Below are 15,543 nucleotides of genomic sequence, written 5' to 3' on the forward strand. Positions count from 1 at the left end.
CCTATTTCCACACTTGGGATCTATCGTTTCAACGGCAGCCTTCACCACCCGACTGGATGCTCACTGGACGGGAGACGAGGGCCGGGATCGGGAGGTGCGCGCGTGCGGATCCAGGTGCTCGGCACGGTCCGCGCCTGGCTCGCCGACGACGACCCGGTCGAGCTCACCTCGACCGGGCAGCGTGCGGTGCTGGGCCTGCTCGCGCTGGCCGGCGGGCAGGCGGTGACCCGGCCCGAGCTGATCGACTCGCTCTGGGGCGACGAGCCGCCGGCCAGCGCGGTCAACGTGCTGCAGACCTACGTCAAACACCTGCGCCGGCGGCTCGAACCGGACCGGCCGGCCCGCTCGCGCAGCACGCTGCTGCCGCACATCGGCGACGGCTACGCGCTGCGCGTCACCGCGGACACATTGGACCTCCTCTGCTTCCGGCAGCTGTGCGCGCAGGCCGCCACCGCGCGCCGCGACGGTGACGACCACCGCGCCGCCACGCTGCTGGAACAGGCGCTGCGCCAGTGGCAGGGCGCACCGCTGGCCGACGTGCCGCAGCTGGCCGGCCATCCGAAGGTGATCGCGGTGGCGGCCGAGCGCAGCGCCGCGCTGGCCCGCTACGGCGAGCTGAAGATCGCGCTCGGCGAGGTGGAGGAGGCGCTGCCCGCGCTGGCCGAGGCGGTCGCGGCCCAGCCGCTGGACGAGGCCGGTCAGGCGCGGCTGATCCGGGCCTACGCGGCGGCCGGGCGCCGCGCGGACGCGTTCGAGGCCTACCGTGCGGCCCGCCGGCGTCTCGCGGACGAGCTGGGCGTCGACCCCGGCCCGGAGCTGCGCGCCGCCCACGAGCTGGTGCTCCGCGAGGAGACGCCGGGACCGGCGGCCGAGCCCGCGCCCCGGCGGCCGGTCCCGGCACAGCTCCCGGGCGACGTGCCGGACTTCATCGGCCGTGCGGACGAACTGTCCCGCCTGGACGCGCTGCTCGACGCGTCCACCGTGGTCATCTCCGCGCTGTCCGGCACCGCCGGCGTCGGCAAGACCGCGCTCGCGGTCCGCTGGGCCCACCACGCCCGCGCCGGCTTCCCGGACGGGCAGCTCTACATCAACCTCCGGGGGTACGACGCGGAGCGCCCGGTCACGGCCGGCGAGGCCCTGGCCCGGTTCCTGCGCGCGCTCGGCCTGCCCGGCCAGGACGTGCCGCTCGACGTGGACGAGCGCGCGGACCGCTACCGCAGCCTGCTCGACGGCCGCCGCATGCTGATCGTGCTGGACAACGCCGCCTCGGTCGCGCAGGTCCGCCCGCTGCTGCCCGGCACGCCCGGCTGCCTCACGCTGGTCACCAGCCGCGACGGGCTGCCCGGCCTGGTCGCCCGGCACGGCGCCCGCCGCCTCGACCTGGACCTGCTCCCGCACACGGACGCGCTGCTGCTGCTCCGGCGCCTGATCGGCCCGCGCTGCGACGAGGACCCGGCCGCCACGGCCGAGCTGGCCGAGCGCTGCGCGCGCCTGCCGCTGGCGCTGCGCGTGGCCGCGGAGCTGGCGCTGTCCCGGCCGTCCGTGACGCTGCGGCAGCTCACCGGCGAGCTCGCGGACGAGCGGCGGCGACTGACCATGCTGGACGCGGGCGGCGACCCGGAGACCGGCGTCCGCGCGGTGTTCTCGTTCTCCTACCGGCAGCTGCCCGAGCCGGCCGCGCGCGCGTTCCGGCTGCTCGGCCTGCACCCGGGCCCGGACGTGGAGCCGTACGCCGCGGCCGCGCTGCTCGGCACGCCGGTCGCGGACGCCCGCGACCTGCTGGAGACGCTGGCCGGCGCGCACCTGGTGCAGCGCGGCGCCGGCCGGTACACGCTGCACGACCTGCTCCGGGCGTACGCGTCCGAGCTGGCGTTCCTGGACGGCGACGAGACCGGCACCACGAGGCTGCTGGACGCGTGGCTGTTCACCGCGCGCACCGCGATGGACACGCTGCACCCGGCCGAACGCGACCGCCACGTCCCGCTGGTGCCGCCCGCCACGCCGATCGCGCCGGTCGGGGAGCCGATGGCCGCGCAGGTGTGGCTGGACGAGGAGCGGGCGAACCTGGCCGCCTCCGTCGCGTACGCGGCCGTGCACGGACATCCCGGCCACGCGGTACGCCTCACCGTCACGCTGCTGCGCTACCTGGAGGGCGGCGGGCACGTGGCGGAGGCGATCGCCATGCACACGCACGCCCGCGCGGCCGCGCAGCTGACCGGTGACACCGCGGCCGAGGCGCAGCTGCTCACCAACCTCGGCCTGGTCTACAGCCAGCAGGGCCGGTTCGATCAGGCCGGCGAGCACCTGCGGGCCGCGATCGACCTGGCCCGGCGCTGCGGCGACCACGAGGCCGAGACCCGGGCGCTCGGCAACCTCGGGCACGTCGACTCGTGGCTCGGCCGGTACGACGACGCGGCCGCCCGGCTCCGAGAGGCGCTGGCGCTCTGCCGGCGTACCGGCAACCGGGCCGGCGAGGCGCGCGTGCTCGGCAACCTCGGCCAGGTTTACCGGCGGCAGGGCCGGCACGCGGACGCGGACCGTCACCTGCGCGAGGCGGTCACGCTGTGCCGGGCCGTCTCCGACCACATCGGGGAGGCGTACGCGCTGGTCAGCCTCGGTCACGTGGCCGCCGGCCAGGGCCGGTTGGAGGACGCGACCGACTGCCACCTGGCCGCGCTCACGCTGTTCCGCCGCAGCACGGAACGCGGTGGCGAGGCGCTCGCGCTGGACGGCCTCGGCACCGCGGAGCTGGCGCTCGGCGACCCGGGCGGCTTCGACCGGCTGCAGCAGGCGCTGGCGATCTTCCGGCGGCTCGGCGAGCGCGCCGGCGAGGCCCAGGCCGGCAACAGCATCGGCGAGGCGCACGCGGCGGCCGGCCGGACGGACGCGGCCCGCGAGGCACACACGGCCGCGCTCTCCGTGGCGCGGGAGATCGGCGACCGGTACGAGCAGGCCCGCGCGCACGGCGGCCTGGCGGTGACGCACGCCGACCCCGCGCTCGCGGCCGACCACCGCCGGGCCGCGCTCGCGATCTACACCGAGATCGGCGCACCCCAGCAGGCGTCGATATTCACCTGAACGGACAATGACCCCGTGACCGACCAGTGGTGGGACGAACGCAACGGACCGCGGGAACGCGTGCTGACCGCGGACCTCGGGGACTTCCGCCCGGAGACGGTGACGGTGACGGACGTGGACGGCCGGGCGGTGCTGCTGCTCGGCGGCGGCTCCGACGACCGGCTGCCGATCCGCACGGTAGACCTGGAGACCGGCTCGCCGCTGCCGGACCGTGCGCTCGTGCACGGCCGCTGGTCGCCCGGCGCGATCGCGCTCGGCGTCTGCGGCGACCGTACGCTGCTGGTCAGTGGCACGCGTCAGGGCTCGGTCCGGGTCCGGGACGCGCGCACCGGCGAGCCGGTCGGCGTCGAGGTCCGGCACGAGCGGACCGGGGTGTCCGTCGCGGTCGCGTCCGTGGACGGGGAGGATCTGGTCGCGGTCGCGGGCAGCGCCTGGATCAAGGTCTGGCGGCTCTCCGACGGCGCCCAGCTGGCCGGTCGTGGCTACAAGGGCGTGCGGTTCGCCGCGTACGACGGCCGCCTGCTCGCGGTGCAGGCCAAGCCCGGCGGCACCCGCGAGACCCGCGACGTGCTGACCGGGAAGCCGTTCGCACCGGAGTTCCGGGTGCCGGACCGGATGGAGTGGACGCTCACCACGCTCGGCGGCCGGCTGCTGGCGGTCGGCACCGACGGCGAGGCGACCTGGGCCTGGGACGTGCCGGCCGGCACGACCGTCCCGATGCCGCCGCTGGTGCTGCCGGAGGATCTGGACGAGACCGCGCACAGCATCCGGGGCATCCAGGTCACCGAGCTCGACGGCGACCTCGCCACGCTGGTCACCTGGTACAGCGAGGACCACGGCACCGGCCGTGACCTGCTGTTCGACGGCGGCCGCGTGCCGCTCGGCCCGGAGCCGCTGGGATCGGTGACCGCGCTCGGCGGCGGGCTGGTCGCGGAGGCCGGCTTCGGCAACGCGCTGTCTGTCCGCGACGCCGCCACCGGCACGCCGATCGAGAGCCCGTACTACGGCGGCGAGGTCGGGCCGCCCACCGGCGTGGCGCAGCGCGACGGCCGCACGATCACCGCGCTGCCCGGCGACCCGCTGATGATCTGGGACGTCGCGGACGGCCGCCCGGTCACGCGCCTGCCCATCGGCGTCGACCCGCAGTGCGTCGCGCTCGGTGACGACGTCGCCGCCGTGCTGTACCCGCCGGAGGGTGAGGAGCCGCGCCTGCGCCTGGTCGACCTGGCCACCGGCCGGATACGCGCGGACGTGCCGCTGGAGCCCTGCCCCGCCGTCCTGCTGAAGCCGCCGGTCTTCCTCGACCGCGGCGTCGCGGTGCTGGGCGACGGCCTCGCGCTCTACGACACGACCACCGGCGCCCGGCTCGACGCGTCGTTCGCGCAGGGCAACACGTCCGTCACCGTGCTGGCCGCCGGGCGGCTGGACGGCCGTGAGGTGCTGGCCGGCGGCGACGGCCTCGGCGCGGTGCGGATCTGGGACACCGCCACCGGCAGCGTGCTGCGGACCATCGAGTGCGGCGGGCTCGGCGTCGCCGCGCTCGCGTTCGGCGACCACCGGGGACGCACGATCCTGGCCACCGCCACCGCGACCTACGGACAGCTCCAGGCGTGGGACGCGGCGACCGGCACCCAGCTCCGCGCGGGCGTCGACCTCGGCCGCCGCATCCCGGCCCAGACCGTCACCTCGCTGCACGTCACCCGATGGCAGGGCAAGACCGTGGTGCTGTCCGCCGCCGAGGGCTGGCCCCCGCACATGTGGATCATCGCGGAGGCGCGCTGAACGGCGCTCAGCGCGCGAGCAGCTCCAGCGTGTCGATGACCCGGTTCGAGAAGCCCCACTCGTTGTCGTACCAGGCGACGACCTTGATGTGCCGGCCGTCGACCCGGGTCAGCGCGGAGTCGAAGACGGACGACGCCGGGTTACCGGTGATGTCGCTGGAGACCAGCGGCTCGTCCGCGTACTCCAGCACGCCCTTCAGCGGCCCCGCCGCCGCGGTCCGGTAGGCCTCCAGCACCTGCTCGCGCGTCACGTCGCGGGCGACCGTGGTGTTCAGCTCCACGATCGAGCCGACCGGCACCGGCACCCGGATCGAGTCGCCGGACAGCTTGCCGTCCAGTTGCGGCAGGACCAGGCCGATCGCCTTGGCCGCGCCGGTCGTGGTCGGCACGATGTTCACGCCGGCCGCCCGCGCGCGCCGCGGGTCCCGGTGCGGGCCGTCCTGCAGGTTCTGCTCCTGCGTGTAGGCGTGCACCGTGGTCATGAAGCCGTGCTCGATCCCGGCCAGCTCGTCCAGCACCGCGGCCAGCGGCGCGAGCGCGTTCGTGGTGCAGGACGCGTTCGACACGATCACGTGCGCGGCCGGGTCGTAGGCGTCCGTGTTCACGCCGTACGCCAGCGTCACGTCCGCACCCGAGGCCGGCGCGCTGACCAGTACCTTCTTCGCGCCGGCCGTGAGGTGCGCCTTCGCGCCCTCCGCCGACGTGAAGCGCCCGGTCGACTCCAGCACGATGTCGACGCCCAGCTCACGCCACGGCAGATTCGCCGGGTCCCGCTCGGAGAGCACCTGGATCCGGCGCCCGTCGACGACCAGCGTGGAGCCGTCCACCTCGACGGGCCGGCCGAGCCGCCCCATCGTGCTGTCGTACTTCAGCAGATGCGCCGACGTGGCCGGCGCGGTGAGATCGTTGATGGCGACCACCTCGAGCGCGCTGTCCCGCTCGAGAAGCGCCCGGAGGAAGCTGCGGCCGATACGTCCGAATCCGTTGACGGCGATACGTGTCATGCCTCAATGGTGATCGGCCGTCACCCTCCGCGACAGCGGCCCGAACGCCACTGTCCGCAAGGATCACGCCAAGTCCTTCCCCGGCCTGGGGGATTCCAGACCCCGGCCCTGACGCTTTCGCGGGGAGTGGCCCGGTGCCCGCTTCGCGAAGATCAAGAGCAAGGTCCAATTTATTTCCCGCTTCCGGCGTGGTGCAGCCCGTTTGCTCCCGCGGGCAAACCTCGCTGCGCGCCAAGACTCCGCTGGCGCTCCGCTTGCCGCTTCGCATCGGAGCCGGTTCCGTCGCTGGTTCCGCAACTGCCGCGGCTCCGTCGCTGTGCGCGTTCCGGCCGCGAGTTACGACTCGCTGGGTTGACCTTGCCGCCGCGGAACCGGCAAGGAGGAGCGCCAGCGACGACTGGTGCCCGCGGGAGCAACGCTGCCGGACCACGGCGAAAGCGGGAAAATCAGCTTTTGAACTGGAATTTCGGGGTTTATGGGGCGAAGGTGTGGCGGTACTCGGACGGGGACGTGCCGAGGATGCGGTGGAAGTGGAGGCGGAGGTTGGCGCCGGTGCCGAGGCCGACGCGGCGGGCGATCGCCTCGACGCTGAGGTCGCTGCGTTCGAGCAGCTCACGGGCCAGGTCGACGCGGGCGCGCAGGACCCATTGCATCGGGGTGTAGCCGGTGTCCTCCAGGAAACGGCGGGAGAACGTGCGGGCGGAGACGCGCGCGTTGCGGGCCAGGACGTCGAGCGTGAGACGGTCGTGCAGGTGGGTGAGCGCCCACTCGCGGGTGCCGGCGAACAGGTCGCCGAGCGGTTCCGGGACGCTGCGCGGCACGTACTGGGCCTGGCCGCCGCTCCGGTACGGCGCCGCGACCAGGCGACGGGCCGTGTGGTTGGAGAGCGCCACGCCATGGTCACGGCGGACCAGGTGCAGGCAGAGGTCGATGCCGGACGCGGCGCCCGCCGACGTGAGTACGCTGCCCTCGTCGACGAACAGCACGTTCTCGTCCACCCGGATCGACGGGTGCCGGTCCGCCAGCTCCCGCGTGTAGTGCCAGTGCGTGGTGGCCCGGCGGCCGTCCAGCAGACCGGTCGCGGCCAGCGCGAACGCGCCGGTGGAGATCGCGGCGAGCCGGGTGCCGCGCGAGTGGGCGTCCCGCAGCGCGGCCACCACCTCGGACGGCGGCTCGGTCGTCGCGGGGGAGCGGTAGCCGGGGATGAAGATCGTGTCGGCGCGGCCGAACGCGTCCAGGCCCTCGGCCACGTGGTACGACAGGCCGTCACCGCCGGTCACCAGTCCGGGCGCGGGACCGCAGACGCGGACCTCGTAGGGCATGCTCGGCCGGTTCGAGAACACCTGCGCAGGGATGCCGACGTCGAGCGGCTTCGCACCCTCCAGCACGAGCACAGCGATCTGATGCACCCGGCGATCATGCCCGATCCACGCGGTTATGCGGTCAGATAGGTCCAGGTCTCGGCGAGCGTGAATCCCATCGCGGTGTAGAGCGGCAGGCCCGCGTCGGACGATTGGAGGAACGCGCGCGTGGCCCCGGCCTCGAACGCGTCCCGCATGACCGTCTCGGTGACCAGTCGGCCGTACCCGCGCCCGCGCCGGGACCGGATCGTCGCGATGTTGAAGATGGTCACCACGTCGCCGGCCAGCGCGCCGATCCCGGTCGCGACCGGCCCGTCGCCGTCCTCCACCAGGTAGGTGGTGACCTTCGGCAACTCCAGCGCCTCCGCCGTGATCATCCCGGCGAGCAGCTCGCGTGGCGCGCCGAAGCCACTGGTCAGCACGTCCGCGTAAGCCTCCAGGTCCGGGACACCGATCCGGCGGACCGTGGCGGTGCCGCTCCCGCGCGGCCGGAATCCCGCGGCGGGGAACAGCATCATCGGCGCGGAGATCCGGCCGGTCAGCCCGTGGGCGGCGGCGATCTCCACGACCTCCGGGCCGGGCTCGCCGCGTACCTGCACGGACCACGGCAGGCCGCCGGGCATGCCGTCGGCGAGCCGGGCGATCTCGGCCGTGTCGGGCGTCGTCGCGGTGCTGAACACGCCGTTCAGCTTCGGCAGCGCCATGCCGGACAGGACACGCAGCGTGCCGTGCGCGCCGGTCTCCGTCGGGAAGAACTGGCCGATGGCCTGGTAGTAGGCGTCCGCGAGCATCATGCGCCCATTCTGGGACGGTGCCGGGCGACCCGGCCAGCGCGCGTCGGGAACCTCTCAGCGGTTGAACCTCGTCCCTCCGCAGCCGTTATTGCCCCTCCCAGACCGCCTTCGCGCCGGTGTCGCCGGTGCGGATCACGTAGTAGAGCGTGGCGCCGGCCGCGCCGAGCGCGAGCACGCCCATCAGGATGCCGAGCAGCCGGTTCGACGCCTGGAAGCCGTCCTTCGGCCGCACGAACCAGACCAGCGCCAGCGTGATCACACCGAGCGCGATCGACGCCCAGAGCGTGGTCGTGCCCAGGTCACTGTGCTGGTTGAGCCGCGCGTAGTAGCCCTCGCTGATCCGCCCCTGCGTGTCCAGCCGGGCGTAGAACGCGTCGCCGGTCAGCTTCGCCAGCAGCGCGGACACCGGGGCGCCGATCGCCAGCAGCCCGAGCACCCAGCGCGTGTGCGCGCGGGTGAACGGCACGAACGCGTAGACGATCGCGAGCACGGCCAGCAGCGGCACGAACACCACCGCCGCGTGCACCATCAGCGGGTGGGCCGGAATGCCCATCACGGTCTCGAACACGGGGCCTCCTGGGTCGGGTGCTCACACAATAGAGGCCAGGTCCGCCCCTGGGGAGCCGGTGCGCGCGATCGGTCACGGAACGCCGCACCCGTTCGGCCCGTTACCGTCCACAATCGATTGAGGGTACGGTGGCTGAGCTGCGGATATCGGCTCAGCCGAGCGCTTCTCAGGTAACCCGTCCGGCGGGTGCCGCCGGTCCTGTGACCGCTACATGATCTCTGCGTGACCAACGTAGCCCGTAACCTGACCGCACGACAGACGATCTGGGCGTCGATCGGCGCCGGCGTGGTGGCGCTGTGCTGCTGCGGCGGCGCGATCAACGCGTTCTCCGACTCCCGCGGGACCGTGGTGGCGCCGGCCGCCACGGTGTCCTCCGCCCCGGCGTCCACGTCCCCCTCCCCGTCCGCCTCGCCGTCCCCGTCCCTGTCGCCGTCTCCGTCGCCGCCCTCCTCGCCGCCGGTGGCGGTGACATCGGCGGCCGCGCCGGCGAGGGACAAGCGTTACAAGAACTGCCAGGAGGTGATCGGCGACCGGCGCGGTCCCTACACGCAGGGCGTCGACCCGGAGTACGACTGGTACACCGACAGCGACTCCGACGGCGTGGTGTGCGAATCCGGCGAGTCCTCGTCCTCGGGCGGCGGTTCTTCGTCCGGTGGTGGTTCTTCGTCCGGTGGTGGCTCCGGCGACTCCGGTGGCGAGTCCGTCTACTACAAGAACTGCGCCGCCGCCCGCGCGGCCGGTGCCGCTCCGGTCCATGCCGGCCAGCCCGGCTACGGCTCCCACCTCGACCGCGACGGTGACGGCGTCGGCTGCGAGTAGGTCATCGGGGCGGCCCGGCCGCGGTGCGATGTGGCGGGGCCGGGCCGCCGGCGATCGTGGTGCCGGGGAATGTCGGTGGCTGGTGGGATGCTGGCGGGATGGCTGAGATCGCCGCGGGTCTGACCCGCCAGCACGCTTCCGACGCCGTCCACGACCTCGGCTGGCGTTTCGTCCTGGGGGCGGTCCGCACCGTGGTCCGCACCCGGGACCTCGGCGAGGCGGCCGCGCTGGCCGCCCGCCTCGCCGCCGTCGACGGCACCACCGGCCACCTGCACGCGGACCTTCGCGCCGACCACGTGCAGCTCACGCTGCGGACCTGGCCGGAGGGGATGCTCACCGAGACCGACCTGGCCCTGGCCGCGGTGCTGTCCGCCGAGATCCGTGCGCTCGGCCTGACCCCCGACGCGGGCGCCGCCCCCACCGCCCAGGCCCTGGAGATCGCCATCGACGCCCTCGACGCGGACGCGATCCGCCCGTTCTGGCGCGCCGCGCTGGGCTACGAGGGTAGGTACGACCTGGTGGACCCGCGAGGCCAGGGCCCGAGCGTCTGGTTCCAGCAGATGGACGCGCCCCGCCCGCAGCGGAACCGCATCCATCTGGACGTCTCGGTCGCCCACGACGTGGCGCGCGACCGAGTCGCCGCCTGCCTCGCCGGCGGCGGCACGCTCGTCTCCGACGCGGAGGCGCCCGCGTTCTGGGTGCTCGCCGACGCGGAGGGCAACGAGGCCTGCATCTGCAGCTGGGAGTCCCGTGACGACTGAGCTTCCTCAGCGCCGGCGGAGGGCGCGGTCGAGCCAGGCGAAGGCGTCCTCCTGCATGTCGGCGTCGAAGACGTGGGCCTTGCCCGGGTAGACGTGGGTGGACAGCCGGTCGGCGGCACGCCGGGACTGCCAGACCGCGCGCAGGCGGGCGTGGGCGGCGGCCACGCCCGCGGGCGTGAACAGCGTGTCCAGCTCGCCGTCGAAGACCATCAGCGGCTTCGGCGCGGCGATGCTCGCGACGTCCGGGATGTCCAGGTGGCGGCTGAGGCCGGGGTGCAGCATCCAGTACGCCGACTGGCCGCGCAGCGTGTTGTTGCCCACCACCATCATGTCGGCCGTCGTGGTCAGCCAGCAGGCGGAGACGGCGGCGGCGACGTGGTCTGAGAGCGCCGCGACCTGCCAGGCCCGGAACCCGCCCATCGAGAAGCCGGCCACGCCGACCCGGCCGCGGTCGACGCCCGGGAGCGAGGCCAGGAACGCGGCGGCGCGCACGTCCTCGCGAGCGGCCAGGCCGGCCGGGGCGGAGCCGAGCTCGTAGAGGTTGCCGGCCAGCGCCTGCTGCTGCTCGTAGACCAGACCGGCGCGATCGCCCCAGCCGGGCGTGTCCACGGCCAGCACGGTGTAGCCGCGCGCGGCCAGCTCGTCGCCGACGAAACGGCCGCTCATCAGCCGGGTCGTCCACTCGCGAGCGGAGGCGAGGCGGCCCTCGTCGTACCACGGCTCGACGAACTTCTCCTTCCCGATGTCGAAGCGGGCGCCGTGGTCGTGCAGGAGCAGCACGGCGGGGTGCGGGCCGGGCGTGTCCGGCGTGAGCAGCGCGGCCCGCACCCGGCTGTACCGGGTGATGTCGAACGCGAGCAGGCGCCGGACGTACCCCCGCGGGCTCTTCTGCTCCTGGAGCACGTGCGGGCGGAACGGGAGCCGATCGTCGGCCGGGTGCACCAGATGGCGCTCGACCAGCGTGCGGGCGTGCCGTCGCCACGCGCCGAAGTCGCGGATGGGGGAACGGCCCCAGGCGTCGGGGTACGTCAGGTCGGCGCGTAACCGCTCGTAGAACGCGGGCAGGTTGCCGTGGACGACGCCGGGGGACTCGAACGCGTCGAGCGGGCCGCCGGGGCCGGGGGTTCCCGCAACGCCGGTGGGGCCGGCTCCCGCGGTGCCGGTGGCGTCGGCTCCCGCGGTGGCGTCGGAGGTGGTGGACGCGCCGGCCGCGTCGGTGCCCGGCGATCCGCCCGGTGGTGAGGTGGTGCCGAGGCGGGTGTCGAGGTGCGGGAGGGCCGCGGGCAGCAGCGCGGCGGCGGGGAGGGCGGTGAACGCGCGGCGCTTCATGCCGCCGATGCTAGGCGGGAAAGCGCTTTCCATCAAGACTTGTCGATGATATGCCCGATTCCGTCGAGCATGCGTGCCAGGCCGAACGAGAAGGCGGCGCCGTCGGCCTCCTCCTCCATCGCGAACGCGCCCTCCTCGGACGCGGCCGCCAGGTGCGGGAAGCGATCGCGGGTGACCAGCAGGCGCATCAGGTCGCCGTACCGCTGCTGGGTCTCCTCGTCGGCCCAGGCGGAACCGGCCAGTCCCGCGCTGATCTGCGCCTCGCCGCGCACGTAGTTGAGCACCGCCATGATCGCGGCGAGCCGCCGGCTGCCGTCGAGCCCGGTCCGGCTCAGCGCGGCCAGGCCTGCGTCGGCCCAGGCGAGCTGGCCCGGATCGAGCGGCGGGCGGCCGGGGTTGATCACCAGGATCCAGGGATGACGCAGGTAGACCTCGCGCAGCGCGAGCGCCCAGACCTCCAGGCCGGCTCGCCAGTCGCCGCCCGGGTCGATTGCCGGCGGTGTGCCCGGGGCGGCGTCGCTCATGAAGATCAGGAGCTCTTCCTTGTTGGCCACGTGCCGGTAGAGCGACATGGTCGCGCTGCCCAGCCGTTCCGCGAGCTTGGCCATGGAGAGCGCGGCGATGCCGTCCGTATCCGCGATCTCGATCGCGGTGGCCACGATCCGCTCGCGCGTCAGCGACTGCACGGGCCGTTTGACCGGCTGCTCCTCCATGTCCCAGAGGATTCGCAGGCTGCGCGGCATTCCGATGTCGGCCATCGCGCCGATCATAGCGGCGCGCGTACGCCGTACCCGAAGCGTGCGCCGTACCCGAGGCGTACGTCGTGTCCGGAGGGTGCGGTGGGTCTGGAACGTGCGCCCTGCCGGGGGCGTGCGTCGTGTCCGGAGCGTGTGCGGGACCCGCGGTGTGCGCGGTGCCTGGAGCGGGCGCCCTGCTCGGCGCGTGTGCCGAATCCGGAGTGCGTGCGAGGCCGGCAGTGCGTGCGAGACCGGCAGTGCGTGCGAGACCGGCAGTGCGTGCGAGACCGGCAGTGCGTGCGGGACCCGAAGTGCGTGTCGTGCTCGACATGCGGCCCGGGAAAGCGTGTGACATACGCCGAGCGTATCAGATACGCTCGTGCGTATGAGATACGCGCAATCGAAGTGGATCTTTCCCCTCCTCTTCCTGATCGTCGTCTTCCTGGCCTTCTCGCTGCCGCCTTACCTGAGCCTGGAGCCGGCCCGGTCCCGCGTCCCGGAGAACACCGCGCTTCCCGGCCAGTTCTGGTGGCTGGTCGCGCACGTCGTCTTCGGCTCCGTCGCGCTGCTCGGCGGCGCGCTGCAGGTCTGGCCGTGGCTGCGGCAGGCCCGCCCCGCGCTGCACCGCCGGGTGGGCAGGCTCTACGTGTTCGGCGGCGCGCTCCCCGCCGCCGCGACCGGGCTGGTGCTGGGCGTCTTCACCCCGTTCGGCCCGGTCGCCGGCGCGAGCAGCGTGCTGCTGGCGCTGCTCTGGTTCGGCACCACGCTGGCCGGCTGGCGCGCCGCACGCCGTCACCGCTTCCGTGAGCACCGCCGCTGGATGATCCGCAGCTACGTGCTCTCCGCCTCGATCATCTCCAACCGCCTCTGGGGCATCGTGATCGCCATCTTCGTGCTGCCCACCCTGCCCACCAAGATCGCCGACGACCCTCAGCTCACCATGTGGACCATCGGCGGCCTCACCACCTGGCTCGGCTGGACCATCCCCCTGCTCCTCGCCGAGGCCTGGCTCGAGCGCCCACCCCGCCGCCCCGAGTCCCCCACCCCACGTCCGGAGGCGGTGGCCACCGTGACCCCTTGACCCGCAGTCCGAGCCCTCGGCCCCCCGCAGCCTCCCGGCCGCCTCCGTGCCCATCACCGCGAACTGCGCGCCGAGCTGATCGCGCGGTACGTGGCCGCCGCCCGGCTTCACGACACCGATCGCGCGCAGAGCCTCTGTAGCCGCCGACGTGACCTGGCAGCGACAGCGGCTGCCACGACTTCAGGCCGCCACGGCCGGAGGCGGCCGACGTTGCCCGGTGGCGCTGCGGTTCGCGGGCGCCGCTGGGGTCGATGACGACACGTCAGGGAGGTGGCTAGCGTGTCTTCATGACAACGCGGGACGATCCGATGGCGACGTGGAACGACGCCGTGCCGACGTGGGGCCGGGATGCCGCCGGCGTGCTGCGATTGCCGTCCGGCCGTCTGGTGCGCGGTCGCGGCATGCGCCATCCGATTCCGCCCGGCCCGGCGCCGGACTTCGCGCTCTACCTGCGCGGGCGCCGACCACCCGGCACCGCCTGGCCCAGCACCTGGGTTCGCTGGCCGGACTTCTGGCTCCCGCTGGACCCGGCCGCGGCGGCCGAGGCCTTCCGCGAGGCCTGGCACCGCGCCGCGGCCGAGCGGGTCGAGATCGCCTGCAACGGCGGCCGCGGCCGGACCGGTACCGCGCTGGCCTGCCTCGCGATCCTCGACGGCCTCCCACCCGCCGACGCCATCCCTTTCGTGCGCACCCATTACAGCCCGCACGCCGTCGAAACCCCCTGGCAGCGCCGCTTCGTCACCGGCTTCCCCCGCAACTGACTCGCTCGGTCGGTCCTGCGGCGGGCCGTGGGCGGTGCCCGAGCTGGCGGCGGCGCTGCCGTTCGAGGACCCGTTCGACCGGCTGGCGACCGCGCTCGGTGGTGCCCTGGGCGCGCAGGGCCGCGACACGGCTGGAAGCCATGATCAACGCGGGGCCCGACAAACGCTGACGGCGTACCCGATGAGTCTCCGTTCTTCGGATTTATGGGTTGAATGCGGATAGTTTCGGTCGTATGGCCAGCTCACGGGGGTGGTGGGCCGGGCTGCGCGTGCGGGCGGGGCTCGGCGATCCGGGCCCGCGGGCGGCCGCACGCCAGGCGGCCGTGCTGCTGGCGCTCTCCGGGCTGGCCGCGGTGCTGGGGCTGTTCGCCGGTTCGCCCCGGCCGGGTGCGCTGATCGCGATCGCGGCCGCGGACCTGGGGCTGGCCGCGCTGATCTGGCTGCTGCCCTGGTCCCGGTGGCCGCCGCTCGCCCCGGTGACGGCCACGCCGTTCGCGCTCGCCGTGCTCGGGTTCTCCACCTGGGTGTTCGGCGGGGTCGCGGCCGGCACCGGGCCGTTCTACGTGCTGTTCTTCGCCTGGCTCGGCCTGCACTTCCCCCGGTGGGTGATCTGGGCGCTCAGCCCGTTCGCCGCGGTCAGCTACGTGATGCCGCTGCTGCTCACCGGCCAGCCGCCGGACGTGGTGGGCAGTGTCGGCGGCCTGATCCCGGTCGCGGTGGCGGTGGCCATCATGATCAACGCGCGGGTCGGCGCGCTGCGGGACACGCTCGAACAGCTCTCCGGCGTCGAGCGCTGGCGCCGCGGGCTGACCTCGGCCGTCGCGCACGACGTGCGTTCCCCGCTCAGCACCATCCAGCTGGTACTGGAGATGATCCGCGACGGTGACCTGCCGGCGGACAAGCGCAGCCAGTTCCTCGAATCCGCGCTCCGCCAGTCCGCCCGCCTCGGCCGGCTCGCCTCCGGGCTGCTCGACCTGGACCGGGTCGAGTCCCGCGGCACGCTCCGGCTCGAACTCACACCGATCTGCCTGCGCAAGGCCTGCCAGGACGCGATCGGCTTCCTCAACGTCCGGAACATCGCGGTCCAGGTCCCGCCGGACCTCACCGTCACCGCCGACCCGCAGCGCCTCGAACAGATCGTGATCAACCTGGTCGGCAACGCGGCCAAGTACGGCATCCCGCCGGTCGAGATCACGGCCGGCCCGGCCCCGGACACCATGATCTGGCTCGCGGTCCGCGATCACGGCCCCGGCGTCGCACCCGCGGACCGGGACCGCCTCTTCGCCCGCTACGGCACCTCCGGCGACCTGCCCGGCGCGGTCGGCCTCGGCCTGTGGCTGGTCCGCGAACTGGCCCGCGCCCACGGCGGCGACACCCGCTACGAGGACGCCGCTCCCGGCGCCCGCTTCACCGTGACCCTTCCCGCAGCGCGATGATGCTCCTGTCGTACCCCGTTGGTAGGAAGGTGG

Annotated in this window: 13 protein-coding genes; 7 read left to right on the forward strand and 6 right to left on the reverse strand. The window is 73.9% G+C overall.

Translation table 11 applies throughout. The features are described 5' to 3' along the window. Positions 1–102 precede the first annotated feature (102 nt). Complete coding sequence (locus OP04_RS00690; protein ID WP_033337467.1) at positions 103–3,078, forward strand: tetratricopeptide repeat protein; 2,976 nt, start codon at positions 103–105, stop codon at positions 3,076–3,078. Positions 3,079–3,093: 15 nt separating this feature from the next. Continuing rightward, positions 3,094–4,860 (forward strand): WD40 repeat domain-containing protein, encoded by a 1,767-nt coding sequence (locus OP04_RS00695; protein WP_033337468.1) that lies wholly within the window; start codon positions 3,094–3,096, stop codon positions 4,858–4,860. Positions 4,861–4,867: 7 nt separating this feature from the next. Here OP04_RS00695 and gap read toward each other — a convergent pair whose 3' ends face one another. The 4 genes from gap to OP04_RS00715 all read right to left on the reverse strand — a co-directional run bounded on the left by gap (position 4,868) and on the right by OP04_RS00715 (position 8,586). Continuing rightward, the gene (gene gap / locus OP04_RS00700; RefSeq protein WP_033337469.1) at positions 4,868–5,863 is read right to left on the reverse strand and encodes a type I glyceraldehyde-3-phosphate dehydrogenase; all 996 of its coding nucleotides are present in this window, start codon (positions 5,861–5,863) and stop codon (positions 4,868–4,870) included. 473 nt (positions 5,864–6,336) lie between these two features. After that, the gene (locus OP04_RS00705) at positions 6,337–7,272 is read right to left on the reverse strand and encodes a GlxA family transcriptional regulator (protein ID WP_232323414.1); all 936 of its coding nucleotides are present in this window, start codon (positions 7,270–7,272) and stop codon (positions 6,337–6,339) included. 26 nt (positions 7,273–7,298) lie between these two features. Next, entirely contained in the window at positions 7,299–8,018 is a 720-nt protein-coding gene (locus tag OP04_RS51300) for a GNAT family N-acetyltransferase (RefSeq protein ID WP_085066115.1), read from the reverse strand. An 85-nt stretch (positions 8,019–8,103) separates the two neighbouring features. Then, positions 8,104–8,586, reverse strand: coding sequence for a DUF2231 domain-containing protein (locus OP04_RS00715; protein ID WP_033337470.1), 483 nt, complete (start codon positions 8,584–8,586; stop codon positions 8,104–8,106). Between the two features lie 222 nt (positions 8,587–8,808). Between OP04_RS00715 and OP04_RS55365 the strand changes: the two genes are divergently transcribed. Continuing rightward, positions 8,809–9,405: an excalibur calcium-binding domain-containing protein gene (locus OP04_RS55365; protein WP_051796881.1), complete on the forward strand. Its 597-nt coding sequence runs from the start codon at positions 8,809–8,811 to the stop codon at positions 9,403–9,405. 98 nt (positions 9,406–9,503) lie between these two features. Then, positions 9,504–10,166 carry a VOC family protein gene (locus OP04_RS00725; RefSeq protein ID WP_033337471.1) on the forward strand — a complete coding sequence of 221 codons (663 nt, stop codon included), beginning with the start codon at positions 9,504–9,506 and terminating at the stop codon, positions 10,164–10,166. A 6-nt stretch (positions 10,167–10,172) separates the two neighbouring features. Here the strand turns inward: OP04_RS00725 and OP04_RS00730 are convergent, their stop codons facing one another. Together OP04_RS00730 and OP04_RS00735 are read right to left on the reverse strand one after the other, a co-directional pair. Next, on the reverse strand, positions 10,173–11,495 hold the full coding sequence (locus OP04_RS00730) for a dienelactone hydrolase family protein (RefSeq protein ID WP_085066116.1): 1,323 nt from the start codon (positions 11,493–11,495) through the stop codon (positions 10,173–10,175). Positions 11,496–11,527: 32 nt separating this feature from the next. Continuing rightward, on the reverse strand, positions 11,528–12,253 hold the full coding sequence (locus OP04_RS00735) for a TetR/AcrR family transcriptional regulator (protein ID WP_033337949.1): 726 nt from the start codon (positions 12,251–12,253) through the stop codon (positions 11,528–11,530). Between the two features lie 364 nt (positions 12,254–12,617). On the opposite strand from OP04_RS00735, the gene OP04_RS00740 reads away from it, so the two are divergent. The 3 genes from OP04_RS00740 (at position 12,618) to OP04_RS00750 (ending at position 15,510) form a co-directional block, all read left to right on the forward strand. Further along, positions 12,618–13,313 carry a DUF2306 domain-containing protein gene (locus OP04_RS00740; RefSeq protein ID WP_051796883.1) on the forward strand — a complete coding sequence of 232 codons (696 nt, stop codon included), beginning with the start codon at positions 12,618–12,620 and terminating at the stop codon, positions 13,311–13,313. 287 nt (positions 13,314–13,600) lie between these two features. After that, complete coding sequence (locus OP04_RS00745) at positions 13,601–14,074, forward strand: protein-tyrosine phosphatase family protein (RefSeq protein WP_232323415.1); 474 nt, start codon at positions 13,601–13,603, stop codon at positions 14,072–14,074. Between the two features lie 233 nt (positions 14,075–14,307). Beyond that, positions 14,308–15,510, forward strand: a complete 1,203-nt coding sequence (locus OP04_RS00750; RefSeq protein WP_051796884.1) for a sensor histidine kinase — start codon at positions 14,308–14,310, stop codon at positions 15,508–15,510. Positions 15,511–15,543 lie beyond the last annotated feature (33 nt).

This window comes from Catenuloplanes japonicus (assembly GCF_000717135.1).
Lineage (GTDB): Bacteria > Actinomycetota > Actinomycetes > Mycobacteriales > Micromonosporaceae > Catenuloplanes > Catenuloplanes japonicus.